Origin of the sequence: Amycolatopsis echigonensis, assembly GCF_002846615.1 — a bacterium.
In the GTDB taxonomy this organism is placed as follows: Bacteria; Actinomycetota; Actinomycetes; order Mycobacteriales; family Pseudonocardiaceae; genus Amycolatopsis; species Amycolatopsis echigonensis.
Genome location: NZ_PJMY01000003.1, coordinates 2,130,744 through 2,147,042, shown reverse-complemented (window position 1 = coordinate 2,147,042; position 16,299 = coordinate 2,130,744). Strand labels below are relative to the sequence as shown.

26 protein-coding genes are annotated in these 16,299 nt (G+C 71.9%); 25 read left to right on the top strand and 1 reads right to left on the bottom strand.

The genetic code is table 11. From position 1 onward, the window contains the following. Positions 1–92 precede the first annotated feature (92 nt). Complete coding sequence (locus ATK30_RS14770) at positions 93–398, bottom strand: GntR family transcriptional regulator (RefSeq protein WP_158242469.1); 306 nt, start codon at positions 396–398, stop codon at positions 93–95. 139 nt (positions 399–537) lie between these two features. Here ATK30_RS14770 and ATK30_RS14765 point away from each other — a divergent pair, with 139 nt between their 5' ends. From ATK30_RS14765 to ATK30_RS14645, 25 genes are all read left to right on the top strand, one after another. Continuing rightward, a complete protein-coding gene (locus tag ATK30_RS14765; protein WP_101436081.1) occupies positions 538–885 on the top strand; it encodes a hypothetical protein in 348 nt (115 codons plus the stop codon). Next, complete coding sequence (locus ATK30_RS14760; protein ID WP_101436080.1) at positions 885–1,094, top strand: hypothetical protein; 210 nt, start codon at positions 885–887, stop codon at positions 1,092–1,094. Before ATK30_RS14765 ends, ATK30_RS14760 begins: the two co-directional genes overlap by 1 nt. 45 nt (positions 1,095–1,139) lie before the next feature. Beyond that, positions 1,140–1,490 carry a hypothetical protein gene (locus ATK30_RS14755; protein ID WP_101436079.1) on the top strand — a complete coding sequence of 117 codons (351 nt, stop codon included), beginning with the start codon at positions 1,140–1,142 and terminating at the stop codon, positions 1,488–1,490. A gap of 43 nt (positions 1,491–1,533) precedes the next feature. Next, positions 1,534–1,743: a hypothetical protein gene (locus tag ATK30_RS14750; protein WP_101436078.1), complete on the top strand. Its 210-nt coding sequence runs from the start codon at positions 1,534–1,536 to the stop codon at positions 1,741–1,743. A gap of 91 nt (positions 1,744–1,834) precedes the next feature. Further along, on the top strand, positions 1,835–2,254 hold the full coding sequence (locus ATK30_RS14745; RefSeq protein WP_167441912.1) for an SsgA family sporulation/cell division regulator: 420 nt from the start codon (positions 1,835–1,837) through the stop codon (positions 2,252–2,254). Continuing rightward, a complete protein-coding gene (locus ATK30_RS14740) occupies positions 2,254–2,778 on the top strand; it encodes a hypothetical protein (protein WP_101436077.1) in 525 nt (174 codons plus the stop codon). The genes ATK30_RS14745 and ATK30_RS14740 overlap by 1 nt, the downstream gene beginning before the upstream one ends. Beyond that, positions 2,775–3,260, top strand: a complete 486-nt coding sequence (locus ATK30_RS14735) for an RRQRL motif-containing zinc-binding protein (RefSeq protein WP_101436076.1) — start codon at positions 2,775–2,777, stop codon at positions 3,258–3,260. The genes ATK30_RS14740 and ATK30_RS14735 overlap by 4 nt, the downstream gene beginning before the upstream one ends. 70 nt (positions 3,261–3,330) lie before the next feature. Continuing rightward, a complete protein-coding gene (locus ATK30_RS14730) occupies positions 3,331–3,723 on the top strand; it encodes a hypothetical protein (protein WP_101436075.1) in 393 nt (130 codons plus the stop codon). A gap of 44 nt (positions 3,724–3,767) precedes the next feature. Next, complete coding sequence (locus ATK30_RS14725) at positions 3,768–4,013, top strand: hypothetical protein (RefSeq protein ID WP_101436074.1); 246 nt, start codon at positions 3,768–3,770, stop codon at positions 4,011–4,013. Then, positions 4,010–4,213, top strand: a complete 204-nt coding sequence (locus tag ATK30_RS14720) for a hypothetical protein (protein ID WP_101436073.1) — start codon at positions 4,010–4,012, stop codon at positions 4,211–4,213. Before ATK30_RS14725 ends, ATK30_RS14720 begins: the two co-directional genes overlap by 4 nt. 12 nt (positions 4,214–4,225) lie before the next feature. After that, positions 4,226–4,570 (top strand): hypothetical protein, encoded by a 345-nt coding sequence (locus tag ATK30_RS14715; RefSeq protein ID WP_101436072.1) that lies wholly within the window; start codon positions 4,226–4,228, stop codon positions 4,568–4,570. A 104-nt stretch (positions 4,571–4,674) separates the two neighbouring features. Further along, entirely contained in the window at positions 4,675–5,268 is a 594-nt protein-coding gene (locus ATK30_RS47100) for a transglycosylase SLT domain-containing protein (RefSeq protein WP_341867347.1), read from the top strand. Between the two features lie 93 nt (positions 5,269–5,361). Beyond that, the gene (locus ATK30_RS14705) at positions 5,362–5,559 is read left to right on the top strand and encodes a hypothetical protein (RefSeq protein WP_101436071.1); all 198 of its coding nucleotides are present in this window, start codon (positions 5,362–5,364) and stop codon (positions 5,557–5,559) included. A 41-nt stretch (positions 5,560–5,600) separates the two neighbouring features. After that, entirely contained in the window at positions 5,601–5,792 is a 192-nt protein-coding gene (locus ATK30_RS14700) for a hypothetical protein (protein ID WP_101436070.1), read from the top strand. Between the two features lie 70 nt (positions 5,793–5,862). Further along, positions 5,863–6,048 (top strand): hypothetical protein, encoded by a 186-nt coding sequence (locus ATK30_RS14695; RefSeq protein ID WP_101436069.1) that lies wholly within the window; start codon positions 5,863–5,865, stop codon positions 6,046–6,048. Between the two features lie 80 nt (positions 6,049–6,128). After that, positions 6,129–6,359 carry a hypothetical protein gene (locus tag ATK30_RS14690; RefSeq protein WP_101436068.1) on the top strand — a complete coding sequence of 77 codons (231 nt, stop codon included), beginning with the start codon at positions 6,129–6,131 and terminating at the stop codon, positions 6,357–6,359. A 180-nt stretch (positions 6,360–6,539) separates the two neighbouring features. Beyond that, entirely contained in the window at positions 6,540–6,989 is a 450-nt protein-coding gene (locus ATK30_RS14685) for a hypothetical protein (RefSeq protein ID WP_101436067.1), read from the top strand. Between the two features lie 37 nt (positions 6,990–7,026). Continuing rightward, the gene (locus ATK30_RS14680) at positions 7,027–8,232 is read left to right on the top strand and encodes a hypothetical protein (protein WP_101436066.1); all 1,206 of its coding nucleotides are present in this window, start codon (positions 7,027–7,029) and stop codon (positions 8,230–8,232) included. Between the two features lie 73 nt (positions 8,233–8,305). After that, entirely contained in the window at positions 8,306–10,588 is a 2,283-nt protein-coding gene (locus ATK30_RS14675; RefSeq protein WP_101436065.1) for an FUSC family protein, read from the top strand. 289 nt (positions 10,589–10,877) lie between these two features. Then, the gene (locus tag ATK30_RS14670; protein ID WP_101436064.1) at positions 10,878–11,264 is read left to right on the top strand and encodes a hypothetical protein; all 387 of its coding nucleotides are present in this window, start codon (positions 10,878–10,880) and stop codon (positions 11,262–11,264) included. Between the two features lie 195 nt (positions 11,265–11,459). Next, positions 11,460–12,008, top strand: a complete 549-nt coding sequence (locus ATK30_RS14665) for a hypothetical protein (RefSeq protein ID WP_101436063.1) — start codon at positions 11,460–11,462, stop codon at positions 12,006–12,008. Continuing rightward, positions 12,008–12,730, top strand: coding sequence for a DUF4417 domain-containing protein (locus tag ATK30_RS14660; RefSeq protein ID WP_101436062.1), 723 nt, complete (start codon positions 12,008–12,010; stop codon positions 12,728–12,730). The genes ATK30_RS14665 and ATK30_RS14660 overlap by 1 nt, the downstream gene beginning before the upstream one ends. A 20-nt stretch (positions 12,731–12,750) precedes the next feature. Continuing rightward, entirely contained in the window at positions 12,751–13,518 is a 768-nt protein-coding gene (locus ATK30_RS14655; protein WP_101436061.1) for a hypothetical protein, read from the top strand. 172 nt (positions 13,519–13,690) lie between these two features. Then, a complete protein-coding gene (locus ATK30_RS14650; RefSeq protein WP_101436060.1) occupies positions 13,691–14,671 on the top strand; it encodes a DUF5131 family protein in 981 nt (326 codons plus the stop codon). After that, on the top strand, positions 14,671–16,251 hold the full coding sequence (locus ATK30_RS14645) for a DNA cytosine methyltransferase (protein ID WP_244194616.1): 1,581 nt from the start codon (positions 14,671–14,673) through the stop codon (positions 16,249–16,251). Before ATK30_RS14650 ends, ATK30_RS14645 begins: the two co-directional genes overlap by 1 nt. Positions 16,252–16,299 lie beyond the last annotated feature (48 nt).

The following is a 16,299-nucleotide window of genomic DNA, read 5'->3' as shown; positions in this document are numbered from 1 at the left end:
CCGACTGTGCCTGAGTGTGCGAGTGTGCCCCGAGTGTGCCCTGTTAGTGCAGCTCAGGAGCCTGTTTCATGGAGTCATGAACGAACGAGGCATCAAGGCAAACGGCCCTCCAGCCGCTCGACTCGCTCGCGAAGTGTGGCCAACTCGCTCGCCAGCTGCTCGACCGTCACGGGAGCTTTCGCGGTTTCCCAGGACTCGCTGACGAACGAGCCGAGCGGTGAACGGCTCACCGCTAGCCCCTCGCTTACGAGCAACTGGACGGCTTTCTGGGCCGTCATCGGTGCAACGTTGTGCGTGTTCGCGAGGTCACGGTACGACGGGAGCTTGTCGCCCTTCTGCAGGGCTCCGCTGCGAATTCGCTGACGCAGGTCCTCTGCGATCCGTTCGAACGGTGCCATCCCGGCCGTGTTAGTCGCCATGGCCGAATTCTAGCTAATAACACCCTAGCTTGCCCTAGTTCACTCGTTTGGCCGATAGCGGGATAGTGTGCCATAGCGTGTACTAGTCGCAACGCAAGACCGAGAGGAAATACCACCCATGAAGCAAGCACCTCCCGCCCGTCGCGAGCTGGAGTTTCGGTTCGACGGGACGGACGAAGACCTGGACTTGACCGAGCTTCTGGCGGGTCCGTTCGACGCTCCGCAGGCGCTGGTCGAGGTCGGCCCGGAGATCGAGGACCTGACCGGCGTGGCCGACCTGCTGGACGAGTTCGATGCCGAGCTGGCTGCGCGTGAGGCGGCCGAGGCGGCTGCTGCGCCGGTCGCGGATGTGGTGGCGCTGGGGAACTGGATCGTGTCCGGCCAGATGGGCGCGGGCAAGTCCGCGATTCAGGTGCACGCGCTGCTGGACCTGGCCGAGGTCGAGGCGGAAGACGAGGTGGCCTGATGTACGCGCTGAGCGAGCTGGGGGAGCTGCAGCTGAGCCGCCCCGCGGCGGACGCGCCGGTGACGATCGTCGCCGCCTGGCACGAGCGGCGTGCGGTGGTGCTGGAGCACCTGGCCGCCGAGAGCCCGGCGGACCCGACCGCGACGCAGGCCGCGAAGTCCGCCCACCGCTACGCCGCCCGGCTGGCGTCCGCGCCGGTGGCCGCCTGAATCCCTGAACCTGTCCCGTTTCTCGCCCTGGAAAGGGGTCCCGCAATGCGCACCACGAACTCGACCCGCCCGCGTTCCTTTGGCCGCAACTGGATGATCGCGACCCTGCTGTCGGACCGGTACCTGGACTTGGCGACGGGCCGCCCGCTGGTCCGCCCGGCGTTCATGGAGCCGCTGGTGGACGCGATCGCCAAGCGTCACAAGGCGGGCTGGTCGGTGCAGCGGCTGACGCTGTGGCTGCGCACGACGTTGACCGATCCGCAGACCGGTGAGGTGTGCGTGCTGGCCACCGAGTCGTTCGTCTCGTCCGTGACCGACCTGCTCGGTTCGCGCCAGGTCCGCAAGCGCCGCGGTCATGCCGGATCCCGCCCGGCCTCCCTCCCGCTCGCCGCCTGAGCCCGCCCGCTCCCGTTTCGCCGACCTGCACACGGAGATACACATGCGACTCAACGCCGAAGCCCGCGACTTGCTGAGCACCTACGAACTCACCGAAGCCCAGTGGGCGCGGGAGAACCACTTCGCCGACGGCCGGTGGGGAGGCGACGCGTGCGGCTGCCCCGACGACCGCTGCATCGGGTTCCACCACGACGAGCACCAGGAATGCGGCTGCCTGCCAGCGCTGCTGTCTGCCCGCGCCCCGCGGGACTGAGCTGCCCGGCCGGCGGGTGTGTCCCGCCAAGAACTCCGCCCGCCGGCCGGGTCCCGACCGATCACCGTCTGGCTTTCCGAAGGGAGCCCTCATGTTATCGATCGACGCGCTCTTCCCGGCTGACGATTGGGTGGAGTCCGAGATGACCGCGTACCTCAACGGGGTGGACCCGGTTCCGGCGCGGCTGCTCTACGACCAGGCCGACCCGTGGGCGGTGACGCTGGTGCTGGACTGCGGAGCCAGCGGCGAGCGCGAATGGGTGTTCAGCCGGGACCTGCTCGCTTCGGGAATGCTGGCCGCGGTCGGCGAGGGGGACGTGCGGATCAACCCGGAAGACGACGTGGTCTGGGTGCTGCTGACCTCGCCCTCCGGCCACGCCGAGCTGGCGTTTTCCCGCGCGGCACTGGAAAAGGCGCTGGAGAAGACCGAGGACCTGGTGCCCCCGGGCCGCGAACCGGAGTTCTTCGACTGGGACCGCGAATGGCACCTGCTGACCGGGGAGGCGGCGTGATGCGCGAACGAACGGTACGGGGTCTGGCGCTGTTCGCGGCGCTGCAGGCGACCTTCGCCGACGTGCACCCGGTCTGCGACCAGTGGCTGCAGACCAGCGCCGACGCGGTCGGGAAAGGACAGCCCGGGCGCGAGGGCGCGCGGCACTGCGCCCGCCACGTCGCCAGCTACAGCGCGGGCCAGCTGGCCTCCGCGGTCGCGGTGACCCGGGTGCTGGGCTGCCGGGTTCCGCTGGCGGCGCTGCTGGCCGGGACGGCGGTCAACGCGGTCACGCACTACGTCATCGACCGGCGGGAGCCGCTGAAGACGGCGGCGCGGGCGCTGGGCAAGAGCGGCTACCTGGAGCACGCGACCATCCAGCGCCGGGAGACCCCGGCGGGGGAGCCGGTGGTGGACGAGTCCGGGCCCGGCACCGCGCTGATGGAGCTGGACCAGGCCGCGCACCGCGCGATCGGGGTGCTGGCCTCGCTCACCACCACGTGGCTGGCGATGCGCTCGCGCCGCGCCGGCCGCATGGAGCGGTGAGCCGCCGGTTCCTGTGGGTGCTGGCCTCGGTGCCCTGGTCGGACCAGACCTGCTTCACCCGCGGGACGTGGCACGGGAAACCCTTGTTCTCCACCAAAACCGCCGACCGCAGCGTGCTCGCGACCGAACGCCAGCTGACCGCGATGGGGAAACGGCCCGGCGGACAGGACCCGGCCGCGTTCCTGTACTTCCGGTGCCGCAAGGCCGGGAAGCTCGTGTTCGCCAACCTGTACCTGATCGAGAAGGCCAAGCCCAAGCAGCCGATGACCCCGGCCCGCTGGGCCTCGCACCGCAAGATGATGGCCGCGCGACGGACCTGCCGCGAATGCCGCGAAACCGGCTGGGCCGAGCTGCCCAAAGCGCACCGCACCTGCGAAGCCTGCCTCTACAGCGCCGGGCTCGACCCGCACTCCTACCTGCACGACTACCTCGTCGGCGAACCCACGCTGACGCCCGAAGAGCACGCCGCGCTCGCCGCGTAGCGCACCGTCCACACCGGACCGCACCGCGCAGCCGCACCCACATCGCACCGAATTCCCGGAGGGAACTGTCATGTCCTATATCAAGCTGCAGGGCCACTACACGGAGCAGACTCCCGGCGGCCTGGACCTCGGCACGATCAACCAGACCGTGCAGCTGGGCAACGGCACGGCCGTCGAGCTGCCCGCCCCGTTCCTGCCGATCAACCAGCACCTCGCGATCGCTCCGGTCATCACCGCCGACGGCGACAGCGCCGCCCGCATCGACTTCGGCCGCTGGTCGCCGCTCCGCTACGGCGGGGACGGCCTCGCGTTCTTCCCGTGCAACTTCCACCGCCAGGACGTCGCCGTGCGGGTGGCCCGCGCGTTCGACGCCGATCCGGCCGCCGACTGGGACGACACCTACGACCAGAAAATCGCCTGGCTGCACGCCTGGGGCGACGAGAACGGCTTCCGCTTCGCCTGACCGTCCACGACCCGACACCCGTTGCCCCGGAAAGGAAACGTGCGATGACCACCGAACCTCGTGCGTCGCGGCTGAGCGACGCGATCAAAGCTGCGTACCACCGCGTCGGCGAACTCGACCAGCAGCACCCCGCCGGGGGCGGGCGGCTGCTCCCGTCGGACACGCTCGCCGCCGACCGCTACGCCTACGCCGCACAGCTGGCCGAAGCGATCGCCGACGACCTGCGCGCCGCCGAGCTGGCGTTCCGGCCGATCCCGGGCCTGGACCAGGACCCGGGAGGCGCGTCGTGAGCGTGTTCGACGTGCTGGAGCAGCACGGTCCGTGGCGGCTGGCCGCGTTCGCCGTGTCGGTGCTGCTGTTCCTCGCCTTGGGGCTGCTGCGCACGCCGTTCGTGGCGGTCGCGTGGCTGCTGCGCGGCCTGCAGACCGGCCTGGACAAGCGGATCACGACCTGCTTCGCCGGTCCGCTGACCCCGGAACCCGTTACCTGAAAGGAGATCAGCGTGAGCGAGATCGAACCCCGCGGCGACACCCGGGTCGCGCGGATCGAGGGCAGCCGCGCCGACCGCGCGGTCGGCGCACTGGGCTGGTGGCTGCCGGAAACCGCCGCCGCCGGGCTGCTGGCCGGGCTCGCGGCGTGGGCCGGGTGGACGTTCCTGCTCCCGGTGATCGCGGCCGCCCTCATGGTACGGATCGCGTGGGCCTGGCCCCCGGTGCGCCGCGCCGCCCGGGCGCTGGCGGCAGGAACCTGCTCGGTTGCCGCCCGGGCCCGCCGCACACGACCGTCCGAACAGGACCCGGCCCCGGCGGGTACGGCGGTCGAGCGTGCGGACGAGGTCGCGTCGTGACCGCGCCGCGGCCACCGGACGAGCACCCGTGGGACCTGCACGACTCCATCACCCGCGACGAGGAATGCATTGCCCGTCAACGACGACAGGAGAGCAACCGATGAGTGACCACCTGGCCGGGCGCGCACGGGTTCTTGCCGGAACGGCGCGCCTGGCCAGGTCCCCGACACCTGCGAGAGGAATCGGAGTGTCCATTGTCCCTGCTGGGGAAAGTCGGCACCGGCGCGGTGTTGTTCACCGTTGCCGCGATCGCCGTCGGCTACATGAAAGACACCGGTGACGCCGACACCGGCGGCCCGGGGATCGCCGACATCCCGGGCGTCTACCTGGCGCAATACCGCGCCGCCGCCGACACCTGCCCGCACCTGGACTGGGCGCTGCTGGCCGGGATCGGCAAGGTCGAGACCGACCACGGCCGCCTGAAAGCGGCGGGGGTCCGTTCCGGTGCGAACTTCGCCGGGGCGAAAGGCCCGATGCAGTTCCTGGACCCGACGTTCGAAGCCGTCCGCGCCCGCCATCCCGGGATCGGCCCGGACATCTACGACCCGGCCGACGCGATCCCCGCGGCGGCGCACTACCTCTGCGATTCCGGCCTGGCGGCCGGGGACCAGCGGCGGGCGATCTACGCCTACAACCACGCCGACTGGTACGTCGCGAAAGTCCAGGGCCAGGCCGCGGCCTACCGCCGCTCCGCCTGACCCGCAGCACCCGCATCCGTTCCGCCCGACCCGAGCGGCAATCCCGCCGCACGGGCTGTTTCGCCTGCCCGCTTCACCGTCTGGAGGAAAACCATGAAGACCAAGCTCGTCGCGTCGATCGTGTTCGCCCTGTCCGCCTGGCTCGCCTGGGGCGCGGGAAGCCTGCACGAGAAGGACCCGGCCCACTACAGCGTCACGCCGATGCTGGTGCTGGGCGCGCTCGCGCTGGTCAGCCTCGTGGTGCTGTTCTTCGGCAAGCCCAGCACCGCCAAGGCCAAGGCCCGCAGCTGACCCGTTCCCGTTGCCGCGCAACCGAAAGGCCCGCCTCGCCTATGCGCATCCTGTCCGGCGCGCTCGTGTTCCTCGTGCTGGCCGCCGTGTTCCTGTTCTTCCTCGGCTGGCGCGTCACCGCACCGCAGATCGTCCGCCCGGCCCCGCCGCCGGTCCCGAGCAGCACCGCATCGCTGCCGGGGCCGGCCACGGTCACCGTCACCGGCACCAGCCCGGCGTGGCCGGGCCGGTGAGCCTCGCTGACGTCGCGCCCGCCCTGTTTCACCCGTCCGCTTTTCCCTTACCGCACAGGAGAAACCTGCCATGAAGATCGCTGCTTTCATCGTGTTCGCCATATCCGCCTGGCTCGCCTACGGCGCGTGGAGCCTGCACGAGAAGGACCCCGCCCACTACACCTCGACCCCGATGCTGGCGCTCGGCGCGATCGCGGCCGTCAGCCTCGCGGTCGTGCTCTTCGGCAAGTCCAAGGCCGCCAAGTCCCGCAGCTGACCCCTGCCCGCATCGCGGGAGCGGCCGCGCGTTCACCCGCGCGGCCGCCCCGCTCCACTCTCCGGAAGGGGATTCCGCTCGTGCGCCGCATATTCCTCGGCCTCATCGCGTTCGTCACGCTCGTCCTGCTCTACCTCTCGGGCCAGCGAGACGCCGCCCCCGCGGTCGGCCCGCCGTCGGTCCCGCCAGTGCCGACGGACTGCCCGCCGCCCACCACGATCACCCTCCCACCCGAGACCGGCGGCGCGACGCACGCGGCCTGGCTGCAGCGCGGCGCGGGCTGCGACAGCGTCCACGTCGTCGAGGGCTGACCCGCCCCGCGTTCCCGTTCCGCTTGCACCGAAGGGAGGCCCGCCCATGCGCGCCATCCACGCACTCTCGATCGTCGCCTCGCTCGTGCTGATCGTCGTGTCGATCGTGCAGCTGGCGCAGGTGCTCGCCCGGTGACCACGCCACCGGCCCGCCCCTGTGTCCTGACTGGAGGAATCACCATGTCCCGCAAGAACGTCCCGAATCCCGAGCTGGTCACCGTCGACTTCGCGGGCACCGGCCCCGAGACGTACGAGGCCATCGCCGCCGAACACGGCCCGAAGCTGTCCGCGCTGGCCGACCGGTCCGCCGATCCGGCCGAAGCGGCGAAGCTGCGCGAGCTGGCCGCCCAGCTGGCGAGGTTGCGCACCCGGTCGCGAGCGGACTGGCTGGTGCTGATGCGCGACCTGTCCGAGTCCTATCGGGACATCGGCAGGCCCGCCCGCGAGGCGGTGACCGCGCTGGTCGACGCCTACACCGACGCCTGCTCAGCCGACGACCGCGCCGCGTCCGACAGCCACCACGTCAACCGTGCACTGGCCATCCTCGCGGCCCGCCGACCCGACGCCTACGCCGCCGTCGCCGCGGTCCTGGCCGCGCCCGGGACCGACCCGGGCACCGAGAAGTGCTGACCGACATGCCCGTCCCGGACGACCGAAGGGAGGACCCGTGAGCTGGCAGGAAGAACTGCGCGCGAGCCGCGCGGCGAAAGCGGAACAGGCGCGGCTGGACCTGGCCGCGCGGACCGGGGACGAGATCGCCCGGATGCGCGCGGCAGGGGAAGAGGCCCGCGCCGACCGCGCCGCCGCCGCGGAGCTGCGCATCGAGCAGGACCGAGTGCGCCGCGAGGACCGGTTGCGGCGCAAGGAGAACCGCGCGGCCCGCTGGGCGGCGGTGCGGGCGTTCGCCGCCCGGCACACCGTGGATCTGCTGATCTACGGGATCGCTTTGGTGTCGTTCGCGATGGCGGCCCCGGCGATGGCCGGGTACGGCGCGCAGGTCTACGCCTCGCCGCTGGGCGGGCTGCTGCCGCTGATCACCGAGCTGGGCATGTGGGCGTTCGCGATCGCGGTCCTGGTCTCGCGCAGCCGCACTCCGCACCGGCCGGTGTGGGGGCTGCAGGCGGGGGTGTGGGTGTTCGGGACGGTCGCGGCCGCCACGAACGCGCTGCACGGCGCGGACCGCGGCTGGGGCGCGGGCGTGGTGATGGCCGTGGTGAGCGTGGCCGGCGTGGTCGCCCACCAGCTCGCGATCGCCAGCCCGCCCCGCTCCCGCACGGAGCGCCAGGCTGCTCGGGTCGAGCGCAAGGCCGCCGCGAAAGCCGCGGCGGCCGCCCGGGCGGCGGTGCGCACCGCGGCGGCGGCGATCGACGGCGAGGGCCGCGCCCGCCTGACCTACACGCCCGGCACCTACCAGGTGCGCAGGGGGCGGCTGGTCGCGGTCGAGCCGGACCCGGACGTGCCCGGACCGCCGGACGCGATCGACGCCGAACTGGCCGCGCTGCTCGCCCGGGCCGCTGCCGGACCGTCCGACGACACCCGGCCCGCCGGGCAGGACCCGGTGCACCGGGGACCGGTCGCCACCGCCGACCCGGACCGCCCGGACCCGGACGAGCACCACGCCGACGGAACCGACAACACCGAAGCGGTCCGGGACCGGCCCGCACGTGCCGGGACCAGCGGGTCCGGCGACGCGGACCGGCCCGGGAAACGCTCCGGCCGCACCTACGAGCAGCTGCGGAACCGGCTGCAGGAAGCGGTCGTCGCGGGGGACCTGGACCCGGCGACCGCGAGCGTGGAAGCGGTCCGCAAGACGCTGCGCTGCCGGAAGGAGGTCGCGCGTCGCCTGCTGCAGGACCTGAAACCGAAGCAGTGACCCCGCGAGGGACCGGGACCCGTTCCCGGCCCCTCGCCCCGACCCCGAACAGACCGTCCGAAAGGAGACCTCAGTGTCCGACAACGACACCAGCACGCCCGGCACGGTGGTGCCGTTCCGCCGCCCCGAGGGCACTGTGGCCACCGCCCCGGGGACCACGGTCGAGGGCGAAGTGCTCGACCACACCGAAGCTGCTCTGACCGTGTCCGAGCCCCGCCAGACCTGGGGCACCCGCGTGCTGCACGGCACCGGCCGGGTCCTGTCCGGTCCCTCGGACCAGGTCCGCGCCCGGCTGGCCGAACGCACGATCGAGCTGAGCCACGCCACCGGGACCCGGCTGCGCAAGGGTGGCCTGCACGGCCGCCGCGCACTGGGCCGGACCAGGCGTTTTGTGGCCCGGCACGGGCGGATCATCGGCAAGGGCATGGAATCCGCCCGTCAGCGCCGCCGCGCTGACACCGACCACACCGACCTCAAGGTCGCCCGCGCGACCGCGAAGGAGAAGGGAGACACTGCGCAGGTCGAGGCCCTGACCCGGCAGCTCAACGAGGGCCGCCACGTCCGCGTGGACACCGCCCGCAAATGGGCCGAACTTGCCTGGTCAGTGGCCTGGAAAACAGCCGCGGCGCTCGGGACGCTGTTCGTCGTCTCGGTGGTCGCGGGCGGGATCAACGGGTTCGGGCACTGGCTGGGCGTGTGGAACGCCAACGACGCGCTCGCGGTGTGGCGCGGCGCGCTGACCGCGGTCTACGACGCTGCCGTGCTGGCGGTGACGTTGTGGTGGGCGTTCCCGGCCGCGTGGGCGGTGGTGAAGCTGTCGCGCTACTGGCGCGACGGCAACCGGCTAGGCGAGCAGGTTCTGCCTGTCCACCTGCGCAAACAGGCCAGCTCCACCCAAGAGCGGGAGCTGACCGAGGGCGCGCTGACCCAGGCGCTGGCCAACATCGGCAACACGCAGCTGAAGGGCTACATCAAGGAGGGCTGGCCCAACCGCGACACCGACAACGCCTGGGTGCAGCCGCCGATCGCCACGCCCAAGGGCTACCACGTGCAGATCCGGCTGCCGCTCGGCGTCGACGTGCCCGCGGTCCGCAAGGCCCACAACGTGCTGGCGCACAACCTGGGTTGCCGCGGTCCGGAGCTGTTCCTGGAAGCCGCCGAGCAGGACCCGACCGTGCTGGACCTGTTCCGGCTCAACCCCGGGGTCCTGCGGGAACCGGTGGACCCGCACCCGCTGCTGAGCGGCGGGACCACCGACTACTGGACCGGGTTCCCGATCGGGGTCACCCCGCGCGGGAACCCCGTCGTCACGCCGGTGTTCGAACGCAACTTCGTGTTCTCCGGGACGATGGGGTCGGGCAAGACCACCATGATCCTCGACCTGCTCTACGGGGCGATCCTGGATCCGCTGGTGGACATCGACGTCTTCGTGTTCGCCCAGAACAACGACTACGACCAGCTCAAACCCGTCCTGAACACGTTCTCCGAGGGCGGCACCACGGAGAACGTGCAGGCGTGCCTGGAACACATGGAAGGGCTGTACGCGGAACTGGCGACCCGCGGGAACCTGCTGAAGAAACACGGCATCGCCAGCGTGAACCGGGAGGTCGCGGCGAAGGAGCCGGGCCTGCGGCCCCGGATCGTGGTGATCGACGAATGCCAGGCGTTCTTCCGCCAGGACACCCCGGAGGAACGCCGGCGGGTGGTGAACCTGCTGGTCAACTTCTACAGCGCGGCCCGCAAGTACGCGATCAACGTCGTGTTCGCGACCCCGCTGCCCTCGGACCAGTCGCTGCCGCGCGACCTGGTCGCGGTCACCACGAACAAGGCGTGCGGGGCGATTGGCGACAAGACCCGCAACAACGTCGTGCTCGGGGAAAAGGCTTACGAGAACGGGATTTCCGCCCTGGACCTGAAGCCGAAGACCAAGACCGCGCTGAACGACACCGGCACGCTGATCTGCATCGGGTTCACCGACGAGCCCGGCGCGATCCGTTCCTACTACCTCACCGACGAGCAGAAACAGGTCCTGGTCGACCGGGCGCTGGAGCTGCGCGGCGGCGGCACCGCCCCGGCGGCGCTGGCGGCGGCCGAGGACCGCGACGTGCTCGCCGACATCCTCGCGGTCACCCGGGACGTGGCCGTGCGCGAGGACGAGCAGCACCCCCGGGCCGGGGCGATCGCCGCGGCCCTGGCCACCCGCTGGAACGCCTACCAGAACTGGCAGATCAAGGACGTGACCGAGGCGCTGGCCAAGCACGGCTACACGGTTCCGACTACACAGCGTAGGTTCCCGGTCGATCCGGCGAAGGTTGCCGAGGCCCTCGCCCGGCGCGACGCCGTGTCCGACGAGTGAGGTCGGCCCGCGCCGCTCGCAGACCCCGAAAACCGGGGCTGCGAGCGGCGCGGGCAGGCCGGCTCACTCGGCTCACTCGGCTCACTTCGATTCACTTCCGCAGGTCACAGCCGACTCACTCGCAAAATGAGCCAGCTCACTCCGATCCGGCGAACTCACTCGCCGACTCACTCCCGACTCACTCGGCCCGGGCCCGTCCCGGTCCGCCCGCACAACTCCGCGAACCCCGCCGATCGCTCACTCACAGTGACTGATTGGCGTGGTTCGCTGCTGCCCGAGGAGGAACCTCTTGACCGTCACGCACACCCCCGGCGCGCTCGACCTGGCCGCCACCGACTTCGCCGCGTGCACCGGCCTGGACGTGCCGCACGCGTTCTACGACGAACTCGTCGACGCCTGGTATGCCGCCGGCACCGCCGACCCGGCCGCCGCGCTCGCCTTGATCCAGGACGCCGCCGAGTCCGAGGGCGGCCCGTACCCGACTACGGCCGACCTCCCGGCGTTCCGGGAGCGCTGGTTCGCCGACGCCCGCGCCGCGACCGAGGACGACCCTGCGGTCAGCGTCGTGGACCCGGCCGCGCCCGGCGCATTCCCCGCGCTGGTGTGGCGAACGCACGCGGACGCGCCCCACGCCAGTCGCGCGGTCGCCGACACCCGCGGCGGGTTCCAGCACTGACCCGGCGACCCCACTCTTTCCTGGAGGAAGCTCCGTGACCACTCGATTCGCCCCGGCTGCGCCCGGCCGCCCGTCGCGGCGGCGGTGGGCGTGCCGTTCGTGCGGCGCGCGCAACCGGATGCGGCAGCGCTGCTGCCACGCCTGCCGACAGCACCGTCCCCGCCAGTAAACCCCTGCAGCGAAAGGGAGAACCCGATGGACAGTCCTGGTCCGTTTGACGCGGAAAACCAGTTCCTCGGCTCGGTCCTGTGGTCGGACCTGCCCGGGGCGCGGGCGCTGATGGCCGGGATGCGCCCCGGCGACTTCGCCCGCCCGATGGCCGCGCACGTCGCGCACCTGGCGATGCAGGTCATGGCCGAGGGGCAGCCGCCGGGTCCGGCGCTGCTGTTCGACCAGGCCGTCCGGACCGGTCAGGCCCGTGGCGAGCACCGCGCCACCTGGCTCTCGCGCGAGCTGGCCGACCTCTACGGGAACGCGGCCGGCGCGGTGCACGGGCCGCGGTTCAAGGCCGCCGTGCTCGAGCACGCCTACCGTCGCGCCGCCGTCCGCTACGCCCGGCGGCTGCTGCAGGCGGCCGACCACGCCGACCCGGCCGGGATCGCGGCGCGGCTGGACGAACGCGGCGAGGTGGACGCGCTCGCCGCCCGCTACCGCGCCGCCGCCGGACCCGACGCGCTCGACCCGCCCGACATCGTCCGCCCCGCCGGGCGCCAGCCCGCAACGACCCGAAGAGAGGCTGCCTGATGACCGACGCCGATGTCCTCGCCGCCGACACGCCGATCGCGGCACCGGAGGTGGGGCTGGCCGGGACCCGGTCGAGCCACCGCTGGGCGAGCATGCCCGGCAACTGGGACAAGCTCAACTGCCGCGCGCTGTTCCCGTCCGACAACGACTGGGGCATCCCGACCCTGCCCCGCGCCTCGTTCGAACCTGCTCGGCTGGTGCCCTACACCGACCGCCGCGCCGCTGCGGCGGCCGCGGCCGGGTCCGGGACGGCCGCGGTGCATTTCTTCCTGGACGACTACCGGTTCGAGGTCGTGTGGTCCAAACCGGAACGCGGCCTGTCCCGCTGCGCCGCGGTCGGGGCGGCGCTGACCCCGGATTTCAGCCTGTACCGGGACATGCCGCTGGCGATGCAGCTGTGGCAGGTCTACCGCGCACGCTGGTGCGGAGCCTGGCTGCGCCACCACGGCATCGACGTCGTCCCGACCGTCAGCTGGTCCACCCCGGACTCGTATCTGTTCGCGTTCGCGGGAATCCCGGCCGGGTCGGTGGTCGCGGTGTCCACGGTGGGGGTGTGGCGCGACCCGGTCGCCCGCGCCCTCTTCGCCGACGGCTACGCGGAAATGCTGCGCCGCCTGAACCCGGCTCTGGTGCTCGTGCACGGCAAACCGCCGACCGAGCAGGTTCGAGCCGGGACGCCGGTGCGGTGCTATCCATCGCGGTGGGACGGGGGTGAGCGGTGATGGGCGGACGGGGAGCCTCGATGGGCAGAAGCGGCGGCCCGGCGGCGGCGGTGTCCGGCAGCGGCCAGCTCGGTGACGGGGCCCCGGCGGAGGCGGAGCCCGCTGTGCCCGCGACCGAGCAGGGTGCGGCGGAGCCGGAGAAACCGGCGGCCGAGCAGCGGCCGTCGGTGGCCGGGCCGCCGGTGTCGGGGGAGGTGTCGGAGGCTCCGGTGCTGAAGAACGAGTGGGGCTCGTTGAACTCGGCCGAGATCAGCTTCCACGACGACGGCGAGATCGGCACGGCGCTGAAGTACATGCACGACGACGCCCGGATGGACGTGGACGGCGAGCCGCTGGCCAACGTCCTCGGCCGCCTGGCCACCGACGTCACGACCGGCCGGCGCAGCGCGGCGGAAGGAGTAGAGGCGTACAAGACGCTGCGCGACCGGCTGCCCGAAGGCAGCGAGGCACGCCAATGCCTCAACCTCGCCATCCGGCGCATCGACGCCCCGCCCAGCCCGACACCGCAAGTGCCCGGCGGAACGCCAGCACCGCTGAAGACCCTGATGCAGGAGCTGCACTCCGTCCCGCTGGTGCGCCAGGACGGACGCGAAACGCAGCGGCTGCAGGAAATCCTCAACAACAGCTTCGGCGACAAGCCCGGCGACCGGCCGGCCAGGCTCGGCCTCCTCGCCATGGAACTCAAGCAGTTCCACGGGATGCGGCACGAGTCCCAGGGCGACGCGGGCAAGTTCGAGATCGACCGCGCTGTCCGGCGAGCGATCAAGGAGCTTGGCGGCCGCGCCTGAAGCCGTAACGCCGCACCTCCGATACGGCAAGGACCCGCCGCAGGAACGGGCCCCGTCCGAACCTGCTCCGTTCCCGACCACAACACCAGCACCGACCACACCGGACGCGAGAAGGCCGGGCACCGCGCGTGCCCGGCCTTCTCACGTCCGCACCGTCCACACAGGAGGTTCGATGAGCGTGACCACGCGGATCGAATGGACCGACGCGACCTGGAACCCGGTCACCGGCTGCACCAAGGTCAGCCCGGGCTGCGACCACTGCTATGCCGAGACGTTCGCCGAACGCTGGCGCGGCACGACGGGGCACTACTTCGCCTCGGGGTTCGACGTGCGGCTGCGCCGGGACAAGCTCGCCCTGCCGCTGCGCTGGCGGCGGCCCCGCCGGATCTTCGTCAACAGCATGTCGGACCTGTTCCACAAGGACGTCCCCGACGACTACATCGCCCGCGTCTTCGCGGTGATGGCCGCCTGCCCCCAGCACACCTTCCAGCTGCTGACCAAACGCCCCGCCCGGATGCGCGCGCTGCTCAACAACGACGGTTTCGCCGACCGGGCGATGGACGAGTCGCTGGTGATCAAGCCGATCGCGATGGGCGCGAAGCCGCACGGCGACATCTGGCCGCTGCCCAACGTGTGGGTCGGGGTGTCGGTCGAAAACCAGCGCTGGGCCGACATCCGGGTCCCGACCCTGCTCGACACCTGCGCGGCCATCCGGTGGATCTCGGCCGAACCGCTGCTCGGCCCGATCAACCTGGGAGCGCTGTCCACGCGGGAGGGCCCCGTCGATGCGCTGATGGGCAACCTCGACCACGCGCGCGGACCGGACGGCCGGCTGAGGGCGATGGAGAACCCGCGTCCGCTGCCGCGCCTGGACTGGGTGGTCGCAGGCGGCGAGTCCGGCCACGGTGCCCGGCCGATGCACCCGAACTGGGTGCGGTCGCTACGGGACCAGTGCGACTTCGCGAGCGTGCCGTTCCTGTTCAAGCAGTGGGGTGCGTGGGCTCCCGAATCGGTGGTCGCGAGCGAGACCGGCGCGGCGACCGCCCGCTGCGTCGACTGGGACGGCGAGGCGATGCAACGCAGCGGCAAAGGACGCACCGGCCGCACGCTCGACGGCCGCACCCACGACCAGTACCCGGCGAAGGAGGCCTGATGTTCACGCTCTACGACGAGTTCGCGGGGTTCGGCGGATCGAGCCAGGGCGCGACCGCGGTGCCGGGGGTGGAGATGCTGCTGGCCGCGAACCACGACCCGCTCAGCGTGGAAGTGCACGGGATGAACTTCCCGGACGCCGACCACTACTGCGGGGATATCGCGAAGGCCGACATCGCCGGTTTCCCGCGCGCGGACATCTTCTGGGCCTCCCCGGCCTGCCCGCCGTGGACGGACGCGCGCGGCGTGAAGCGGGATTTCGACCAGGCCACGCAGAACGCGCTGTTCGACCCCGTGACCGGGCCGCGCGCGCTGGACCCGGCGATCGCGCGGGCACGGGCGCTGATGGAAGAGATCCCGCGGTACCTGCAGGCGATGCGCCGCAAAGGGAAGCCGGTGCTGGCCGGGGTGGTCGAGAACGTCGTGCAGGTCCGCAAGTGGGCCGAGTTCTCCCGCTGGCGCAAGGAGATCGAGGCCGAGGGCTACCGCACCCGGCTGGTCGCGATCAACTCGATGCACGTGGCCGGGCCGGTCACCGGCAAGGTCGCGCAGTCGCGCAACCGGTTCTACATGCCGTTCTGGCTCGCCGACGTCGGCCGGGACCCGGACTGGGACAAGTGGCTGCGCCCCAAAGCGTGGTGCCCGAACTGCGAGGAAGAGGTGAGCGCGATGCAGTCCTGGAAGAAGCCCGGCACCGACATGGGCGTGTACGGGGTCCGCAACGGCCAGTACGTCTACCGCTGCCCGCGCGCCTCGTGCCGCAACACGATCGTCGAGCCGCCGGTGCTCGGGGCGGAAACCATCATCGACTGGACCCTCGACCCGGGGCAGCGGATCGGGGAGCGCGTCGACAGGCAAGGACGGCCGGACCCGCTGGAACCGGCGACCATCGCGCGGATCGAGGCCGGGCTGGCCCGGCACGTGCGGCCGCTGCTCGCCCCGGCCGGGGGCACCTGGCGCACCGAGGCGACGCCGCTGGACCAGCCGATGCCGACCCGCACCACGCGGGAGACCGACGGGTTGGTGGTGCCGCCGATGGTGGTGTCGGTCGCCAAACGCGCCGCCGACTCCGCCGTGGTGACCGTGGACCGGCCGTTGCGGACGCAGACCTGTCGGAGGGAGACCGCGCTGGTGGTGCCGCCGTTCATCTCGCTGCTGCGCGGCGGCGGGTCGAAGGAGACCGCCTACCCGGTCGCCGGGCCGATCCCGACCGTGTCCGCCCAGGGCAACCACCACGGCCTGGTCGGCCCGCCGGCCGGGGCACGGGACACCGCGATGCTGCTGGCCTACTACTCCAACGGAGCAGCCTCACCGGTCGATCGCCCGGTCGGCACGTTGACCACCCGCGACCGCTACGGCCTCGTCGGCGGCACCCCGCCGGTCGAGCAGTGCACGTTCCGGATGCTCGCCCCCGCCGAAATCGGGGCGGGCATGGCGTTCCGGCCCGACTACAAGGTCAAGGGCAGCAAACGCCGGATCGTGCGCGGCTACGGCAACGCGGTCACCCCGCCCGTGGCCGAAGTCCTGGTCTCGGCACTGGTCGAAACGCTGTCCGGGGAGCCGCTCGCCCCGGCCGCCTGACCAGGCCAGCCCCAAACCTTCGCTCAGCGGCACCGCACATCCACAACG

Excerpts from the sequence above, each read along its gene's own strand:
- ATK30_RS14655 (WP_101436061.1), top strand. The coding sequence starts at position 12,751 with ATGGGCAGAAGCGGCGGCCCGGCGGCGGCGGTGTCCGGCAGCGGCCAG.
- ATK30_RS14705 (WP_101436071.1), top strand. The coding sequence starts at position 5,362 with ATGAAGACCAAGCTCGTCGCGTCGATCGTGTTCGCCCTGTCCGCCTGG.
- ATK30_RS14755 (WP_101436079.1), top strand. The coding sequence starts at position 1,140 with ATGCGCACCACGAACTCGACCCGCCCGCGTTCCTTTGGCCGCAACTGG.
- ATK30_RS14695 (WP_101436069.1), top strand. The coding sequence starts at position 5,863 with ATGAAGATCGCTGCTTTCATCGTGTTCGCCATATCCGCCTGGCTCGCC.
- ATK30_RS14760 (WP_101436080.1), top strand. The coding sequence starts at position 885 with ATGTACGCGCTGAGCGAGCTGGGGGAGCTGCAGCTGAGCCGCCCCGCG.
- ATK30_RS14770 (WP_158242469.1), bottom strand. The coding sequence starts at position 398 with ATGGCACCGTTCGAACGGATCGCAGAGGACCTGCGTCAGCGAATTCGC.
- ATK30_RS14665 (WP_101436063.1), top strand. The coding sequence starts at position 11,460 with ATGGACAGTCCTGGTCCGTTTGACGCGGAAAACCAGTTCCTCGGCTCG.
- ATK30_RS14685 (WP_101436067.1), top strand. The coding sequence starts at position 6,540 with ATGTCCCGCAAGAACGTCCCGAATCCCGAGCTGGTCACCGTCGACTTC.
- ATK30_RS14750 (WP_101436078.1), top strand. The coding sequence starts at position 1,534 with ATGCGACTCAACGCCGAAGCCCGCGACTTGCTGAGCACCTACGAACTC.
- ATK30_RS14730 (WP_101436075.1), top strand. The coding sequence starts at position 3,331 with ATGTCCTATATCAAGCTGCAGGGCCACTACACGGAGCAGACTCCCGGC.
- ATK30_RS14745 (WP_167441912.1), top strand. The coding sequence starts at position 1,835 with ATGTTATCGATCGACGCGCTCTTCCCGGCTGACGATTGGGTGGAGTCC.
- ATK30_RS14725 (WP_101436074.1), top strand. The coding sequence starts at position 3,768 with ATGACCACCGAACCTCGTGCGTCGCGGCTGAGCGACGCGATCAAAGCT.
- ATK30_RS14660 (WP_101436062.1), top strand. The coding sequence starts at position 12,008 with ATGACCGACGCCGATGTCCTCGCCGCCGACACGCCGATCGCGGCACCG.
- ATK30_RS14765 (WP_101436081.1), top strand. The coding sequence starts at position 538 with ATGAAGCAAGCACCTCCCGCCCGTCGCGAGCTGGAGTTTCGGTTCGAC.
- ATK30_RS14700 (WP_101436070.1), top strand. The coding sequence starts at position 5,601 with ATGCGCATCCTGTCCGGCGCGCTCGTGTTCCTCGTGCTGGCCGCCGTG.
- ATK30_RS14650 (WP_101436060.1), top strand. The coding sequence starts at position 13,691 with ATGAGCGTGACCACGCGGATCGAATGGACCGACGCGACCTGGAACCCG.
- ATK30_RS14645 (WP_244194616.1), top strand. The coding sequence starts at position 14,671 with ATGTTCACGCTCTACGACGAGTTCGCGGGGTTCGGCGGATCGAGCCAG.
- ATK30_RS14740 (WP_101436077.1), top strand. The coding sequence starts at position 2,254 with ATGCGCGAACGAACGGTACGGGGTCTGGCGCTGTTCGCGGCGCTGCAG.